Origin of the sequence: Kitasatospora sp. NPDC058115 (genome assembly GCF_042884635.1) — a bacterium.
Taxonomy (GTDB): Bacteria; Actinomycetota; Actinomycetes; order Streptomycetales; family Streptomycetaceae; genus Kitasatospora.
Genome location: NZ_JBHVTL010000005.1, coordinates 180,354 through 195,227 on the forward strand (window position 1 = coordinate 180,354; position 14,874 = coordinate 195,227).

The window sequence follows — 14,874 nt, forward strand, 5'->3', positions numbered from 1 at the left end:
TGACGGGCCGACGGGGACTGTCGGTGGTGCGTGCAAGGATCACCGGCATGACGGAGCAGACGTTCGACTGGCGGTCCTTCCTCGTGCGCTGGAGCGAGGAGTGGGCGGGGGCGTGCCCCGGCCCGGAGGAGCTCCGGGCCGGGGACGAGGAGGCGTGGCGGGCGCGCTGGCTGGGGTTCGACGGGGCTCCGGCCGACCGCCTCGCGGCGGCGGAGACGGAGCTCGGGTGCGCGCTGCCGCCGTCCTACCGGGAGTTCCTCGCGGTGAGCGACGGGTGGCGGCACGCCGGGGGCTTCGTGTACCGGCTGGCCGGGACGGACGGTGCGCGGTGGCACCGGGACGCCTACGGGCTCAGCGAGTACGACGACGAGGACGGGACGCAGGGCATGTGGGAGCGGGCCCTGCAGCTGGACGTCGAGTCCGACGCGACGCTCGTCCTGCTCGACCCGGGCGACGTCGACGCCGACGGGGAGTGGGCGGTGTACTGCCACGCCTCGTGGCGGGCCGCGCCGCCGGAGCGCCACCCGTCCTTCAAGGCGTTCATGCTGGCCATGCACCAGGAGTTCCACCGGCTCGCCGCCGACCGGCCCGTGGTGCCGTTCGTCAACGCCACCACCCGTGCGCTGGACGCGCGGGTCGAGGCCGCCCGGCTGGACGCCCTGGCGGGCGCGCACGAACGGGCGCAGGCCGCGCTGACCGAGGCTGTCGCGTTCGGGCGGCCGCGCGCGGCCGGCATGCTGGACCAGCTGCGCCGGTTCGAACGGCACTGGCCCGAGCCGACGTTCGGGGAGCTGCCGGGCGATCCCGGCTACCTCGGGGAGGTGGTGCCGGTGCTCGCGGCCCACCACGTGCGGAACGGGCACGACGCCGCGGTGTGGGGCTACAAGCTGCGGGTGGACACCGGGGACCTGCGGACCGCGGCCGACGAGGTGCTCCGGCAGGTGCGCGGGCGCGCGTACCGCTACCGGGCGGCCGGTCCGTTCGGCGAGGCCGTCGACCGGGCGCGGGAGCAGGCGCGCTGGGGTGCCACGGACACCGCCTGGCGGACGCTGCGCGCCGCACTGCCGCAGTGGACCCCGGTGGGGCCGGACCACCTCGCGCCCGTCGGGCTGCTCGCGGACACCCTGCTCGGGCCGCTGATCACGGCGGAGCGCGGGCGGGAGCTGCTGGCCACGCCGCGCGGCCTGCCCGGCGGAGCGGCGGGGGAGCCGGCGCGGGAGGAGCCGGGGGCCGGGGGCGACGGGCTCGCCTGGCTCGCCCTGGAACCGCGCTCGGGCCGGCCCGAGCCGTACCGCTTCGTGCTGGTGGAGGGGGTGGCGCCGGACGCGCTGCCGGCCGCCCTCGCCGGGGAGGGGGCGGTGCTGGACCCGCCCGCGACCCGCTGGGAGGCCGACAGGGAGCGGTTCCGGGACGGGGCGCTCTTCTCCTCCGGGGGCCCGGCGGCCGCCCTCGTCGGCCACGCGGGCGGGGACGGCGGGGGCGGCTGGAGCTTCGCCTTCGAGGCGCGGACGTGGCCGGGGACGGCGGAGCAGCGCATCGCCACCCCGGCCGTGACGGCGTCCGGGCGGACGGGCGGGCGGGCCCTCGCCGTGTCCGTCGCGCCGGAGGAGGGCTTCTTCCACCTGTCGGTGGCCGAGGCCGGGCAGGAGCGGTACGGGTTCACGGTGCACGGCCCGGAGCTCGGCCGCAGCGGGGCGGCGCCGGTCCCGCCCGCGCTGGACCCGGACCGCCACTTCGGCCCGCACGCCCACGGCCGGCAGGGCGAGCACGGCCTGCTGACCGCGCTCGCCGCCGAGTTCGGGGTGGCGCTGCCCCGGTTCGCGCTCACCGAGGGGCGGCTGCACGCCTTCGCGGACCCCTCGTGGACGCCGACCCGGCTGCCGGGCGAGGTCTATTCGGAGGCGAGGATCGTGCTCACGGAGCCCCACCCGACGTCGGACAGCGCCCGGGAGGCGTTCTCGGCGCTGCGGTCACGAACCGCCGGGGTCGTGCCGGGCGTCCCGGGGGCGGCGGGGGTGCCGGACGGCCCGCCGGGGCGGCCGCCGGAGGCGTCGTGAGCACCGTCGGCTCGGGCAGGTCCGGCAGGTTCGGAGGGTCCGGCAGGTTCGGAGGGGCCGGCAGGTTCGGCGGGCCGTCCGGTGGGGTCGGTGCGGTCGGTGCGGTCGGGCCCGTCGGCTCCGGTGGAGTCCGGGTGGCGCCGCCGCTCCTCCCACTCCTCACGGAGCATGCCGAACAGCAGGCGGTCGTAGCGGACGCCGGCCACCAGCACGGCGGCCCGCCGGCGGCCCTCCTCGCGGAAGCCGAGCCGGGTGAACGCGCGGGCGGCGCGGGCGTTGCCGCTCCAGGTGTCCAGCTCCACGCGGTGCAGCGGGAACGCGCCGAACAGGTGGTCCACCAGCAGGCCGAGGGCCTCGGTGCCGTAGCCGCGGTCCCAGAACCTCCGCTCGCCGATGGCGACCCCGACCTCGGCGACGCCCTCGTACGGGTCGAAGCCCCGGTAGTCGACCAGCCCGATCGGACGCCCGCCGGCGGTCTCCTCGACGGTCAGCATCGCGGCCTCGCGCGGATCGAGGCGCAGGATCCGCTCGAACCGCTCCGCCAGCGCCTCGGCGGTGACCGGCCCGAAGCGGGGATCCCCGGCCGCCGCCAGCCGGACGACCTCGGGGTCGTTGCGCCAGCGGAGCTGGTGCTCCGCGTCCCCGGCACGCAGGGCACGAAGTCGTACTGTCCTACCTTCGATCATGAACGGATGGTAAGCCGGACGGCCCTCGGCGGGTGCGGTGACGGCGGATCCCGCTCCGCGATCTCGGCGATCTCGGCGGTCGGCGTGGTCGTGGCGGTCCTGGGGGCAACGATGCCGCCGCCGCCCGCGCCGCGTCGCCGGAGCAGGGGCCACACCTCCGGACCGGACCGTGGTCCCCTCAGCCGTCGGCCGCCGGCGGTCCGTCGCCGTCCTCCCGGTGCTCCCTGCGCTGACGGAGCAGCCGGTCGTACTCGGTGTGCACCCGGCGGTCCATCGCCAGGGCGAACTGGGCGTCGGTGACCGTCCGGGCGAGGGGCCGGATCCGCAGGACCTGCTCGGTCAGCCGGGCGGCCTCGCCGGGCGGCAGCGGGCCGTCGGCGGCGAGCGCGCCGAGGACGTGCTCGCGGGCCAGCGAGGTGAAGATCTCGGCGATCGCCGTCACGTGCTCCAGGGTCTGCCGGCTCGCCTCCAGCACCACCGAGAGCGGCACGCCCTCCGCGACCAGGGCCGTGGTGGCGTCCATCAGCCGCCGGCTGACGTGGGTGATGCCGTCCTCCTCGACCGTGATGAAGCCCTGCGCGAGGGACTCGGCGGTGTTCTCCTCGGTGAGCTCGTCGCCGAGGGCCGCCTTCAGATCGTCCCAGCCGAGGTGCACCGGCGTCTCGTCGGACCACGGTGCGACGATCGCCGCCTCCAGACCGATCAGCTCGGCGACGTCCCGCCCGCTCTCGCCGGCGCCGATGAGCTCGGCGATGCCGCCCAGGGTGTGGCCGCGCTCCAGCAGTTCGGCGATCATCCGCAGCCGCGCGAGGTGGGCCTCGCCGTACCAGGCGATCCGGCCCTCCTTGCGGGGTGGCTGGAGCAGCTTGCGCTCACGGTAGAAACGCAGGGTGCGGGTGGTGATCCCGGCCGCTTCGGCCAGTTCCTCCACCCGGAACTCGCGTGGTCTGTCCTCGCCGGCGGTTTCTCCCTTGTCCACGGCGCTCAGCATAGGACCGGAGGAGAGGTCCTCCGATCGGGTCGGTCGGGCTTCTTCCCACGACTGTCAGCAAGGGCTACCCTGCCAACCGTGCCAGTGATTGCTGGCGCGGTTGGCGTGATCCGCGCCGCGCCGGGCAACGGCGACGCGCACCCCACGGCCCCCCACCTCCAGGAGGACGCCGCATGGCATCCAGCAGCAAGCGCCCCCGCCCCCGCGCGTCCGACGCGGACGCCGACACCGCCGTCGCCGACACCCCCGCCGGCCCTGCCGACACCCCCGCCGCCGCGACCGCCCCCGACCCGGCCGCGTCCACGGGCGGGCGGACCGGCGGGGCGGAGCCCGCCGAGGAGCAGCCCGTCCCGCACGTGCGGGTCGCCGTCATCGGCTCCGGCTTCGGCGGCCTCGGCGCGGGCGTCCGGCTGCGCCGCGCCGGCATCACCGACTTCGTCATCCTGGAGCGCGCCGACTCGGTCGGCGGCACCTGGCGCGACAACAGCTACCCCGGCTGCGCCTGCGACGTCCCCTCGCACCTCTACTCCTTCTCCTTCGCCCCCAACCCGGACTGGCCGCGCAGCTTCTCCGGCCAGCCGGACATCCGCGCCTACCTGGAGAAGGTCACCGACGTCTTCGGCCTCCGCCCCCACCTGCGGCTCGGCACCGAGGTCACCGAGGCCCGCTGGGACGTCGCGCGGACCCACTGGCGGATCACCACCACCGCCGGCCGCTGGACCGCCGACGCCGTCGTCTCCGCCGCCGGCCCGCTCGCCGACCCGCAGATCCCCGACCTGCCCGGCCTGGACACCTTCCCCGGCAAGGTGTTCCACTCCTCCCGCTGGGACCACGACTTCGACCTCACGGGCAAGCGGGTCGCGATGGTCGGCACCGGCGCCTCCGCGGCCCAGATCATTCCGGCCATCCAGCCGACGGTGGGGAGGCTGACGGTCTTCCAGCGCACCCCCGCCTGGGTCCTGCCGCGCCGTGACCGGGCGGTCACCGAACTGGAGAAGTGGCTGCACGGCCGGTTCCCGCTCACCGCCAAGATCCGCCGCGGCGCCCTGTTCGCGCTGCGCGAGCTCCAGGTGGACGCCTTCGTGCGGCGGCCCGGCCTGCTCAGGGCGGTCCAGCGGCTCGCCGAGCGGCACCTCGCGGAGGGCGTCGCCGACCCGGCCCTGCGCGCCCGGCTCACGCCCGACTACCGGATCGGCTGCAAGCGCATCCTGCTCAGCAACACCTACTACCCGGCGCTCGCCGCCGCCAACACGGAGGTGGTGCCCGGCGGTCTGCGCGAGGTGCGCGGCTCGACGCTGGTCGGCGCCGACGGCAGCGAGCACGAGGCGGACGCGATCGTCTTCGGCACCGGCTTCCACGTCACCGACATGCCCATGGGCTCCAGGGTGTTCGGCGTCAACGGCACCAGCTTCGCCGAGGAGTGGAAGGAGGGCATGGAGGCGCTGCGCGGCTCCACCGTGCACGGCTTCCCGAACTTCTTCTTCGTCATCGGCCCCAACACCGGCCTCGGCAACAGCTCGATGATCCTGATGATCGAGTCCCAGCTCAACTACATGATCGACGCGTTGACCACGCTGGACGAGATCGGCGCGAGCGCCATGCAGCCCACCGCCCGGGCGCAGCGCCGCTGGAACCTCGAACTCCAGCACCGGATGGACCGCACCGTCTGGACCAACGGCGGCTGCCGCAGCTGGTACCTGGACAGGAGCGGCAAGAACACCGTGCTCTGGCCGGGATCGACCACCTCCTTCCGCCGGGCCACCCGTAAGGTCGACCTCGGCGAATACGAACTGATCCTTCGTCAGGAGGGCCGACCGGGCCTTCCGGCGACCACCGCCGAGACCGGGGAGGTCCTGGTATGAGCCGCTCGTCGATCCCCGCCGACTGTCTGCCGCCCGTTCCCGCCGAGGAGTTGGCCGTGCTGTCGGCCGACGGGACCAGGCTGCACGTCGAGGTGCACGGGCAGCCCGGTGCCCCGACGGTCGTGCTCGCGCACGGCTGGACCTGTTCCACCGCCTTCTGGGCGCCGGTGATCCACCAGCTCGCGGACCGCTACCGGGTGGTGGCCTACGACCAGCGCGGCCACGGACGCAGCGAGGTCCCGCCGAGCCGTGTGCGCTACTCCACCCGGGCGCTGGGCGAGGACCTCGCGGCGGTGCTCACCCGGGTCGTTCCGCCGGGGGAGCGGGCCGTGCTGGCCGGCCACAGCATGGGCGGGATGACCATCATGGCGGGCGCCGCCCGGGCCGAGGTCGCCGAGCGCACGGCGGCGGCGGTCCTGGTCTCCACCGGACCGTTCGACCTGGTCCGGGAGTTGAACGTGGTGCCGCGGGCGGTGCCCTCCGGCGTGCGGTTCCTCCTGCACCGGGAGCTCATGCGCTCCCGGCTGCCGCTGGGGCCGGTCAATCCGCTCACCCGGGCCGGACTCGGCTACGCGATCATGGGGACGAGCGCCACCGCCGCCCGCACCGAGGTGGCGGTCCGGATGGTGCACGCCTGCCCGACCGCCGTGCGGGCCAACTGGGCCCGGGTGCTGGGCCGGCTGGACGTCCGCGCCGGGCTGGCCCGGCTCGCCGTGCCGACCTCCGTGGTGGTCGGCGCCGAGGACCGGCTCACCCCGCCGGTGCACGCGCACCGGATCGTCGCGGCGCTGGCCGATCCGCAGGGGCTGCTCCTGCTGCCGGGGGTCGGCCACATGGCGCCGATCGAGCGGCCGGCCGAGGTCGCCGCCGAGATCGACCGGATGGCGACCGCCCACCTCCCGGGCGGCCTCGCCGCCGACGCCCCGTCCGCCACCGATGCCCCGACCGGCACGGACGCCACGACCGGCACCGACCCCGAGAGGACCGCCGTCGCATGACCGCCACCCCGCCGCTCTCCGCCCAGGTCGTCGTCGTCACCGGAGCCGCGCGCGGCGTCGGCGCCTCGCTGGCCCGCGCCCTCGCCCGCCGCGGCGCCAAGGTCGCGCTCCTCGGCCTGGAACCGGAGGAACTCAAGGCCGTGGCCGCCCAGTGCGGCCCGGACGCCACCGCCTGGGAGGCCGACGTCACCGACGTCGAGGCGCTCACCGCGCTCGCCGGGCGGATCAAGGAGCACTACGGCCGGGTCGACACCGTCGTCGCCAACGCGGGCATCGCGATCGGCGGCCCGCTGCTGCAGAACGACCACGGGGCGTTCAGCCGGGTGATCGAGGTCAACCTGCTGGGCAGCGTGGCGACCGCCCGGGCGTTCCTCCCGGTCCTCGCCGAGAGCCGCGGCTACCTGCTGCAGATCGCCTCGCTGGCCGCGCTCACCCCGGCGCCGCTGATGAGCGCCTACTGCGCGAGCAAGTCCGGGGTCGAGGCGTTCGCCCACGCGATCCGCGCCGAGGTCGCCCACGAGGGCGTCAAGGTCGGCGTGGGCTACCTGAGCTGGACCGACACCGACATGGTGCGCGGGGCCGACGAGGACGCGGTGCTCAAGCAGATGCGCTCCCGGCTGCCCTGGCCGGCGAACAAGACGTACCCGCTGGAACCGGCCGTCGACCGCCTGGTCGCCGGGATCGCCCGGCGCTCCGCCCACGTCTACGCCCAGGCGTGGCTGCGCGGCATGCAGCCGGTCCGCTGGGTCCTGCCGTCGCTGATCGCCGTGGTCGGTTCCCGGGACGTGGCCCGCCTCGCACCGCAACTCGCCGCCACCGCCACCACCCGCCTCCGCGCGGTCGGCGCCGGGGGAGCCGCCGACACGGCTGCCCGTTCGGGGCGGCCCTGACGGGTGGCGGATGCCGCAATCCGCCGGCGGTCTCCCGGGGCGACTCCCGGTCGCCTTGGGGGGAATGGTTGACAAGGCTGTCCGCTCCGGGCGGCGTTGACGGGTTGCGGCCGGCTGCTGCGTCCTCAGCCGTCGTCCGGCTCCTCGGACGGCTTCCCGCCGTGGTCGGCTTTCGGGGTGTGGTCCGTTTCGCGTCGCTGATCGTCGCGAGCCGGCTTCGTGTGGTCTGCCTCTGACGTGGCTGCCCGTTCGGGGCGGCGCTGATGGCCAGCGGCCGGCGGGTGTCGCGACCCCGCTGGCCGCTGCGTCCTCAGCCGTCGTCCGCCTCCCGGGCGAACTCCTTGAAGACGTCGTAGGCCGCCTGCGCGAAGTTCTCCCACCGGCTCGGGCCGGCGTTGCAGAGGGCGGCCACGGCGGTGGCGGTCTGCGGGCAGAATGCGATGAGCGCCGTGCAGCCGCGCGTGCCGCCGGAGTGGAAGAGCAGGTCGCGGCCGTCCTCGGTGCGCCGGTGGTTCCAGACCAGGCCGAGCTGGTCGCCCGAGCGCGGCAGCCTCAGCCGCGGCCGCTGCACCTCCCGCAGGGCGTCGCGCAGCGCGTCCCCGGCGGGGGCCCCGTCCGGCCGCAGATGGGCCCGCAGGTACCGCAGCAGGTCGCCGCCGCCGGCCCGGACGGCGCCCGCCCCCGGCAGGCCGGGGATGCGCCACGGTGGCAGCGGACGTCCGTGCCGGTGGCCGATCGCCCGGTGGGGCGGGTCGGGCGCGCAGGTGGTGGCCCGCAACCCGAGGGGTCGGCAGACCCGCTCGGCGAGCAGCTCCGGGTAGCCGGCGCCGCCGCCCGCTTCGGTGAGCAGCCGGCCGAGCAGCCCGACCCCGAAGTTGGAGTAGCCGAACCGCTCCCCGGGCCGGTGGCGCACGGTGGTCCGGGCGAGCCCCGCCCGCAGCTGCCGATCGCCGTAGGCGGCGTACGGGTTGCTGTTCCAGGCGGCGACGGCGCTGGCCACCAGTCCCGGCGGCAGCCTCGGCAGCCCGGAGGTGTGGGTGGCCAGGTGGAGCAGCCGGATCGGCCCGCCGCGCCGGACCTCGGGGGGCTGCCAGCCGGCCGGCAGGTGGCGTTCCACCGGGTCGTCGAGGGCGACGTCGCCGCGTGCGGCGAGTTCGGCGAGCAGCAGGGCGGTGAACGTCTTGCTGATGGAGCCGAGTTCGAAGACGGTGTCGGGTGTGCAGGGCTCGCCGGAGGTGTGGTCGACCCGCCCGGAGCACCGCACCGCCTGCCGTTCGCCCCGCGCCACGGCGAGCGTGACGGCGCTGGCGCCCGGTCCGGCGGCGCGGACCAGGCCGGCCAACTCCCTTTCCCCCCAGGGCCCGTCGTCCAACCGCGCGGGTTCTTCGAGGGTGATCACCTAGTTCTCCGGCGGCGTGCCGGGCGCCACCGCCGCCGGTACGCCCGCGGCCGCCCCGGTGGTGCCGCCGAGCGCGCGGGCCAGGGTGGTGGTGGCGGCGACCACGGCCACCACGGCGGTGTGCCCGTGGTCGGTGAGCAGTTGGGCCGGGTCCCCCTCCGTCGCCGTGTTGGCGTCCTTCGGCAGGAGCCCGTCGGGCAGTTGGGCGGAGGCCAGTGCGGCCCAGCCCGTCGTGCCCTGGTCGAGCTCGCCGATGCAGGCCGCGACGATGAGCAACTCGCCCACGAGGTCCCAGTGGCCGACCTCCTGCCACACGTCGAGCCAGGCCGGCAGCCAGTCCCGCAGGTACCCGCGGATGTGCGCGGGCAGGCACTCGGGGCGGGCGCCCCAGTCGGTGAGGTGGAAGACGGAGTGGGTGACGTAGTAGGCGGTGAGCCAGTCGATGATCCACGGCTCGGGCGTGGCGCCCAGCCAGGTGGCGGCGGCCAGTTCGTCCCAGTCCTCCAGCTGGTCCAGGCCGATCACGCGCCGGGCGTTGGCCGAGGCCAGGCGGCGGCTGGGGAGCTGTTCGGCGGCCCGCACGGAGTGCAGCCGGTTCAGCGTCGCCAGCTGCTCCTCCAGGGCCCGGTGGCGGAAGCCGGCCCGCGCGAAGTGGACGTAGACCTCCAGCGGGTCGGTCATCAGCGGGTAGCGCAGCTGCCGGTCGTAGAGCAGGTCCCCCTCGCGCAGTTCGGCCCAGGCGAGGTCGATGATCTGGCGGGCGATCCGCGTGTCGTCGGCGCCGGCGACCCCCTCGCGCAGCAGCAGGCCGGTGGCCAGGGCGACTTCGCCGAGCGGCTTGTAGATCTCGTTGGGGTTGGCGAGGTCGGTGGTGACGTCCTCCTGGAAGCCGCCGAGGCCGTTGGCGTAGAAGGAGTGCAGCCAGCGCAGCGATCTCGATCCGACCTGCTGGGCGACGCCGATGATCTGACTGTCCGTCATGCCGCTGCTCCGTCCGGGGAGTCGCCGTCTGGTCCGTGGTCCGGCGGTCCGGCGGTCCGGCCGGGCGCCCCGGCGGACGGCGTCGAGGCCGCGGTGGGGGAGGCCGTGGAGGCGGTGGTGCCGGGGCCCGCCAGGGCTTCGGTGATGGCGAGTTCGAGCCACATGCGGGTGCTGCCGTCGCCGACCGCGCGGATCCGGTCCAGGACGGGGCCGAGGTCCAGGTGCGCCGCCGCGCCGTCCGCCTCGGTCCAGGCCAGCCAGCGGGCGAGCCGGGCGGCGGTGCGGTAGTCGCGGCGGAGCATGGAGCGCACGACGCCGCGGGCCAGCGTCAGCGAGTGGCGGCGGGCGAGTTCGTGCACGGGGCCGTCGAGGCGGGGCAGGGCGAGGGCGGAGAGCCGGGCCATGTCCACGGACCACCGCGGCCAGTCGCCCGGCGTCGGTTCCGGGGGGCGGAGCGGATCGGGGCCCGGGACCGGGCCGGGGCGGCCCGCCAGCGCGACGAGCTGCGCGGTGGTCCGGTCCCGCCAGGCGTTGGCGAGCGCGGCGCCCGTCGCGTCCGGGCCCGCCGCGGCGGCGCTGCCGGGCGCGGGGGAGGCCCCGCCCATCGGGAAGGTTTCGAGGGCCTCGGCCGCGGCGTCGGCGGTCGGGCCGTCCAGGGGCAGCCCGGCGAGCAACTGGGCGGCGAAGAGGTCGGGCCCCAGGACCCGCACCGCGGCCGACTCTGCTCGGGACAGCGGGCCTTCGGCGGGGAGGGGGCCCTCGGGCGCCGCGTGGGCGGGCCCGGCGGCGCCCGGGGCGGACCGGCGGGTGGGCGCGGCCGGGTCCCCGGCGCCGCGGAGGGCGTCGAGGACCCGGCCCGCCACTCGCTCGACGGCCGCCGCGTACTCGTCGCGGAGTGTGGTGTCGGCGAACGGCATGGAGTGGGATTCTCCTGTCTGGAGCGTGCTCAGGACCTCCGGGACCGGCCGGCGGCCCGGCCGGTGTGCGACCGGGTCGACCGGGTCCAGGGGTCTACCGGGTCTTCTCCTTGGGCTGCTTCTGCGGAGAGAGCAGGAGGAGTCCGAGCAGCAGGAGCAGGCCTGCGGCTTCGGGCTGGTACGTGGGCGCGTCGCTGACGGCCGCCTCGTCCTCCGTGATCAACGTACCGAGGGTGTCGATCTCGGCCTGGGTGGCGAGCGGAGCCCGCGTGGTACGGGTGGTCTGAGCAAGCATCTGAGTGCCTCCTCATCGAAGTTCCACCGCCTGGTCCGGCGATGCCCCCTCGATCGACGATACGAGCACGAACCGACCGGCGCCACCCCTGTACGCTCCGTCACCGCGGTCACGGAGGGGCACCGCGGTGCGGCGCACCGGAAGCGCCGGGCTGTCGCGGATACCCGGGAGTAGGTACGGTCGCTGCATGACCACTGCCTTGATCACCGGCGCGACCGCCGGCATCGGAGCCGCGTTCGCGCGCCGGCTCGCGCGGAACGGCTACGGGCTCGTCCTGGTGGCCCGGGACGGCGAGCGGCTGGAACGTTCCGCCGCGGAATTGCGGGACGGGTTCGGGGTGGAGGTGGAAGTGCTCGGCGCGGACCTCGCCACCGACCGGGGGATCGCGGACGTCGAGGCCCGGCTGTCCGACGCCGACCGCCCGGTGGACCTCCTGGTGAACAACGCCGGCTTCGGCAACCGGGGCGCGTTCTCCACCGTGCCGCTGCAGGACGAGCTGGACATGCTGAAGGTGCACGTCGAGGCGGTGCTGCGGCTGACCACGGCCGCCCTGCCGGGGATGCGCGAACGCGGTCGCGGCGCGGTCGTCAACGTGGCCTCGGTGGCGGCGTTCCTGCCGCGCGGCACCTACGGGGCCAGCAAGGCGTGGGTGGTGAGCTTCACCCAGGGCGTGATGCGCGACCTCGGCGGCACCGGGGTGCGGCTGATGGCGCTCTGCCCGGGCTTCACCCGCACCGAGTTCCACCAGCGGGCCGGCATGGGCACCGGCAACATCCCGGCCTGGGGGTGGCTGTCCGCGGAGCGCGTGGTCGACGAGGCGATGCGCGACCTGGCCCGGGGCCGTTCCGTCTCGGTGCCGAGCAAGCGCTACAAGCTGGCGGTGGCGCTCGCCCGGGTGCTGCCGTCCGGGAAGCTCGGCGGGCTCTCCTCCAAGGCGGCCCGCACCTACCGCACCACCTGAGCCGGGCCCCGGCCCCGGCCGGACGGGGTGGGCGGGGGCGAAGGGCCGCGGGCACGGGCGGACGGGCCCGGTCGGGGCGGAGGGTGTCCGAACGGCATCGCAGAGGGCATCTCACTATTAGCTTTGCTAACTATGAGCCTCTCTCGTTATGCTGGCGATCGCCCGACCGCCCACCCGCCGCCGGCGCGCGCCCCCGGGCGCCGCGCCCGCCCGGCCGTCCGAGGGAGGCTGCCCGCCCGTGCGCCCCGAAGGCATTCAGTGGACCCCGCCCGCCCGCGCCGAGGACGACCCGCGCCCGCCGACCCAGTGGCGCCGCATCCTCGCGCTCTTCCGCCCCTACTCGGGCCGGCTCGCCGTCGTCGGCCTGCTGGTCGCCGCCTCCGCCGTGGTCTCGGTGACCACGCCGTTCCTGCTGCGCGCCGTCCTCGACACCGCCATCCCGCAGGGCCGCACCGGACTGCTGACCGTCCTGGTGCTCGGCATGGTCGGCACCGCCGTGGTCAACAGCATCTTCAGCGTGCTGCAGACGCTGATCTCCACCACCGTCGGCCAGCGGGTCATGCACGACCTGCGCACCGCCGTCTACGGCCACCTCCAGCGGATGTCGCTGGCGTTCTTCACCCGCACCCGCACCGGCGAGGTGCAGTCCCGGATCGCCAACGACATCGGCGGCATGCAGTCCACCGTGACCTCCACCGCCACCTCGCTGGTCTCCAACTTCACCGCCGTGACCGCCTCGGTGGTCGCCATGGCGGCGCTGGACTGGCGGCTGACCGTGGTCTCGCTGCTGCTCCTGCCGGTGTTCGTGTGGATCAGCCGCCGGGTCGGCAACGAGCGCAAGAAGATCACCGGTGAGCGGCAGAAGCAGCTCGCCGCGATGAGCGCGGCGGTGCAGGAGTCGCTCTCGGTCAGCGGCATCCTGCTCGGCCGCACCATGGGCCGCTCCGGCTCGCTCTCGCGCGAGTTCACCGCCCAGTCCGAGCGGCTGGCCGAGCTGGAGGTGCGCTCCTCGATGGCCGGGCGCTGGCGGATGAACACCATCCAGATCGTGATGGCCGCGATGCCCGCGGTGATCTACTGGGCGGCCGGCATGACCGCGGCCGGCGGCGCCCCGATCGTCTCGATCGGCACCCTGGTCGCCTTCGTCTCGCTGCAGCAGGGCCTGTTCCGCCCGACCGTCAGCCTGCTCGCCACCGGCGTCCAGGTGCAGACCTCGCTGGCGCTGTTCCAGCGGATCTTCGAGTACCTCGACCTGACCGTGGAGATCGACGAGCCCGCACGCGCCGTCACCCTGGACGCCGTGCGCGGCGAGGTCCGCTTCGAGGGCGTCGACTTCCGCTACGACCCGCAGCAGGAGCGGCCCACCCTGGCCGGGGTGGACCTGCGGATCCCGGCCGGCGGTTCGCTCGCGGTGGTCGGCGAGACCGGCTCGGGGAAGACCACGCTCAGCTACCTGGTACCCCGGCTCTACGACGTCACCGGCGGCCGGGTCACCCTCGACGGGGTCGACGTGCGCGAGCTGTCCTTCGACACCCTCGCCCGCGCGGCGGGCGTGGTCTCCCAGGAGACCTACCTCTTCCACGCCTCGGTCGCCGACAACCTGCGCTTCGCCAAGCCGGACGCCACCGACGAGGAACTCGTCGCCGCCGCCCGGGCCGCGCGGATCCACGACACCGTCGCCGCCCTGCCGGACGGCTACGACACCCTGGTCGGGGAGCGCGGCTACCGCTTCTCGGGAGGGGAGAAGCAGCGCCTCGCGCTCGCCCGCACCATCCTGCGCAACCCGCCGGTGCTGATCCTCGACGAGGCCACCAGCGCGCTGGACAACAGCACCGAACGCGCCGTCCAGGAGGCCATCGACACCCTCGCGGCGGGCCGCACCACCATCACCATCGCGCACCGGCTCTCCACCGTGCGCGCGGCGGACCAGATCGCCGTCCTGGACCGCGGCGAGGTCGCCGAACTCGGCACCCACGAGGAACTGCTGGCGGCGGACGGCCGCTACGCCGCGCTGCTGCGCCGGGAGGCCCCGGCAGCGGCGGCCGCCGTGGCCGTCGCGCCCTGACGGCCGCGGGGCCGCCGGGCCCCGGCGGCCGGTGCCGGGTCAGGCGGCCGGGTCAGGCGGCCTTGGGGACCTCGTTGTACGTCCCCACGACCTCCTGGCCGGAGAGCTGCTGGATCGCCGCCATCACCTCGTCGGTGACCTGGCGGCGGGCCTTGAGCGACCGGGCCTGGCCGTGCAGGTCGTCGAAGTGCAGCGGCTCGCCGAAACGGACCGTCACCTTCTTCAGCCTCGGCAGCCGCTTGCCGACCGGCAGGATCCCCTCCGGGCCCTCCAGGGCCACCGGCACCACCGGGACGCCGGCCGTCAGGGCCAGCCAGGCCACGCCGGTCTTGCCGCGGTAGAGCCGGCCGTCCAGCGAGCGGGTGCCCTCCGGGTAGATGCCGAACGCCTTGCCGTCCTCCAGGATCTCCAGCGCCCGCTCCAGCGAGGCCTGCGCGGAGCGGTAGGTGCCGCGCTCGACCGGCACCGCGCCGATCCCCTGGAAGAAGCCGCGGGACAGCGCGCCCTTGAGCCCGGTGCCGGTGAAGTACTCGGCCTTGGCCAGGAAGTGCACCCGGCGCGGCGCGGTGAGCGGGATCACCACGCTGTCGATGAAGGAGAGGTGATTGCTGGCCAGGATCACGCCGCCCTTGCGCGGCACGTTCTCCATGCCCTCGATGGCGGGTCGCCAGAGCCCCCGGGCGAGCGGTTTCAGTACCAGCCTGGTGACGAGATCGAGCATGGTCCCTCCCTGGACGAGCATGCCCGAGAGGTGCCCGGGCCTGGGGTTACG

The 14,874-nt window shown here is 75.3% G+C and carries 12 protein-coding genes and 1 pseudogene; 6 read left to right on the forward strand and 7 right to left on the reverse strand.

From position 1 onward, the window contains the following. Window positions 1-47: 47 nt before the first annotated feature. Complete coding sequence (locus ACFVVL_RS07310) at window positions 48-2,057, forward strand: SMI1/KNR4 family protein (RefSeq protein ID WP_387671997.1); 2,010 nt, start codon at window positions 48-50, stop codon at window positions 2,055-2,057. A 191-nt stretch (window positions 2,058-2,248) separates the two neighbouring features. On the opposite strand, the pseudogene ACFVVL_RS07315 reads toward ACFVVL_RS07310, so the two are convergent. Both ACFVVL_RS07315 and ACFVVL_RS07320 read right to left on the reverse strand, forming a co-directional pair. Further along, window positions 2,249-2,743: pseudogene (locus tag ACFVVL_RS07315) on the reverse strand (GNAT family N-acetyltransferase); the annotation flags it as partial. 178 nt (window positions 2,744-2,921) lie between these two features. Beyond that, a complete protein-coding gene (locus ACFVVL_RS07320; RefSeq protein ID WP_380294668.1) occupies window positions 2,922-3,734 on the reverse strand; it encodes a MerR family transcriptional regulator in 813 nt (270 codons plus the stop codon). A 173-nt stretch (window positions 3,735-3,907) separates the two neighbouring features. Here ACFVVL_RS07320 and ACFVVL_RS07325 point away from each other — a divergent pair, with 173 nt between their 5' ends. Genes ACFVVL_RS07325 through ACFVVL_RS07335 form a run of 3 tightly spaced genes read left to right on the forward strand, consistent with a single transcriptional unit; the run spans window position 3,908 to window position 7,484 of the window. Then, window positions 3,908-5,596, forward strand: coding sequence for a flavin-containing monooxygenase (locus ACFVVL_RS07325; RefSeq protein ID WP_387672000.1), 1,689 nt, complete (start codon window positions 3,908-3,910; stop codon window positions 5,594-5,596). Beyond that, window positions 5,593-6,594: an alpha/beta fold hydrolase gene (locus ACFVVL_RS07330; RefSeq protein WP_387672002.1), complete on the forward strand. Its 1,002-nt coding sequence runs from the start codon at window positions 5,593-5,595 to the stop codon at window positions 6,592-6,594. Before ACFVVL_RS07325 ends, ACFVVL_RS07330 begins: the two co-directional genes overlap by 4 nt. Beyond that, window positions 6,591-7,484: an SDR family oxidoreductase gene (locus ACFVVL_RS07335; protein ID WP_387672004.1), complete on the forward strand. Its 894-nt coding sequence runs from the start codon at window positions 6,591-6,593 to the stop codon at window positions 7,482-7,484. Before ACFVVL_RS07330 ends, ACFVVL_RS07335 begins: the two co-directional genes overlap by 4 nt. A 310-nt stretch (window positions 7,485-7,794) precedes the next feature. Here ACFVVL_RS07335 and ACFVVL_RS07340 read toward each other — a convergent pair whose 3' ends face one another. The 4 genes from ACFVVL_RS07340 to ACFVVL_RS07355 form a co-directional block, all read right to left on the reverse strand. Then, entirely contained in the window at window positions 7,795-8,883 is a 1,089-nt protein-coding gene (locus ACFVVL_RS07340; protein WP_387672007.1) for a serine hydrolase domain-containing protein, read from the reverse strand. Further along, the gene (locus ACFVVL_RS07345; RefSeq protein WP_387672010.1) at window positions 8,884-9,864 is read right to left on the reverse strand and encodes a DUF6895 family protein; all 981 of its coding nucleotides are present in this window, start codon (window positions 9,862-9,864) and stop codon (window positions 8,884-8,886) included. It lies immediately after the preceding gene. Next, complete coding sequence (locus ACFVVL_RS07350; RefSeq protein WP_387672013.1) at window positions 9,861-10,781, reverse strand: hypothetical protein; 921 nt, start codon at window positions 10,779-10,781, stop codon at window positions 9,861-9,863. The genes ACFVVL_RS07345 and ACFVVL_RS07350 overlap by 4 nt, the downstream gene beginning before the upstream one ends. Window positions 10,782-10,875: 94 nt before the next feature. Next, window positions 10,876-11,076, reverse strand: coding sequence for a hypothetical protein (locus ACFVVL_RS07355; RefSeq protein ID WP_355365744.1), 201 nt, complete (start codon window positions 11,074-11,076; stop codon window positions 10,876-10,878). A 187-nt stretch (window positions 11,077-11,263) separates the two neighbouring features. Here ACFVVL_RS07355 and ACFVVL_RS07360 point away from each other — a divergent pair, with 187 nt between their 5' ends. Together ACFVVL_RS07360 and ACFVVL_RS07365 are read left to right on the forward strand one after the other, a co-directional pair. Further along, window positions 11,264-12,037, forward strand: a complete 774-nt coding sequence (locus ACFVVL_RS07360; RefSeq protein ID WP_387672017.1) for an SDR family NAD(P)-dependent oxidoreductase — start codon at window positions 11,264-11,266, stop codon at window positions 12,035-12,037. 238 nt (window positions 12,038-12,275) lie between these two features. Then, the gene (locus ACFVVL_RS07365; protein ID WP_387672019.1) at window positions 12,276-14,102 is read left to right on the forward strand and encodes an ABC transporter ATP-binding protein; all 1,827 of its coding nucleotides are present in this window, start codon (window positions 12,276-12,278) and stop codon (window positions 14,100-14,102) included. A gap of 52 nt (window positions 14,103-14,154) precedes the next feature. On the opposite strand, the gene ACFVVL_RS07370 is transcribed toward ACFVVL_RS07365, so the two are convergent. Next, entirely contained in the window at window positions 14,155-14,823 is a 669-nt protein-coding gene (locus ACFVVL_RS07370) for a lysophospholipid acyltransferase family protein (protein ID WP_380294677.1), read from the reverse strand. Window positions 14,824-14,874: the final 51 nt, after the last annotated feature.

What these genes read in the sequence shown, in the direction of transcription:
- ACFVVL_RS07310 (WP_387671997.1), top strand. Translation starts at nt 48, where the DNA reads ATGACGGAGCAGACGTTCGACTGGCGGTCCTTCCTCGTGCGCTGGAGC.
- ACFVVL_RS07320 (WP_380294668.1), bottom strand. Translation starts at nt 3,734, where the DNA reads ATGCTGAGCGCCGTGGACAAGGGAGAAACCGCCGGCGAGGACAGACCA.
- ACFVVL_RS07325 (WP_387672000.1), top strand. Translation starts at nt 3,908, where the DNA reads ATGGCATCCAGCAGCAAGCGCCCCCGCCCCCGCGCGTCCGACGCGGAC.
- ACFVVL_RS07330 (WP_387672002.1), top strand. Translation starts at nt 5,593, where the DNA reads ATGAGCCGCTCGTCGATCCCCGCCGACTGTCTGCCGCCCGTTCCCGCC.
- ACFVVL_RS07335 (WP_387672004.1), top strand. Translation starts at nt 6,591, where the DNA reads ATGACCGCCACCCCGCCGCTCTCCGCCCAGGTCGTCGTCGTCACCGGA.
- ACFVVL_RS07345 (WP_387672010.1), bottom strand. Translation starts at nt 9,864, where the DNA reads ATGACGGACAGTCAGATCATCGGCGTCGCCCAGCAGGTCGGATCGAGA.
- ACFVVL_RS07350 (WP_387672013.1), bottom strand. Translation starts at nt 10,781, where the DNA reads ATGCCGTTCGCCGACACCACACTCCGCGACGAGTACGCGGCGGCCGTC.
- ACFVVL_RS07355 (WP_355365744.1), bottom strand. Translation starts at nt 11,076, where the DNA reads ATGCTTGCTCAGACCACCCGTACCACGCGGGCTCCGCTCGCCACCCAG.
- ACFVVL_RS07360 (WP_387672017.1), top strand. Translation starts at nt 11,264, where the DNA reads ATGACCACTGCCTTGATCACCGGCGCGACCGCCGGCATCGGAGCCGCG.
- ACFVVL_RS07370 (WP_380294677.1), bottom strand. Translation starts at nt 14,823, where the DNA reads ATGCTCGATCTCGTCACCAGGCTGGTACTGAAACCGCTCGCCCGGGGG.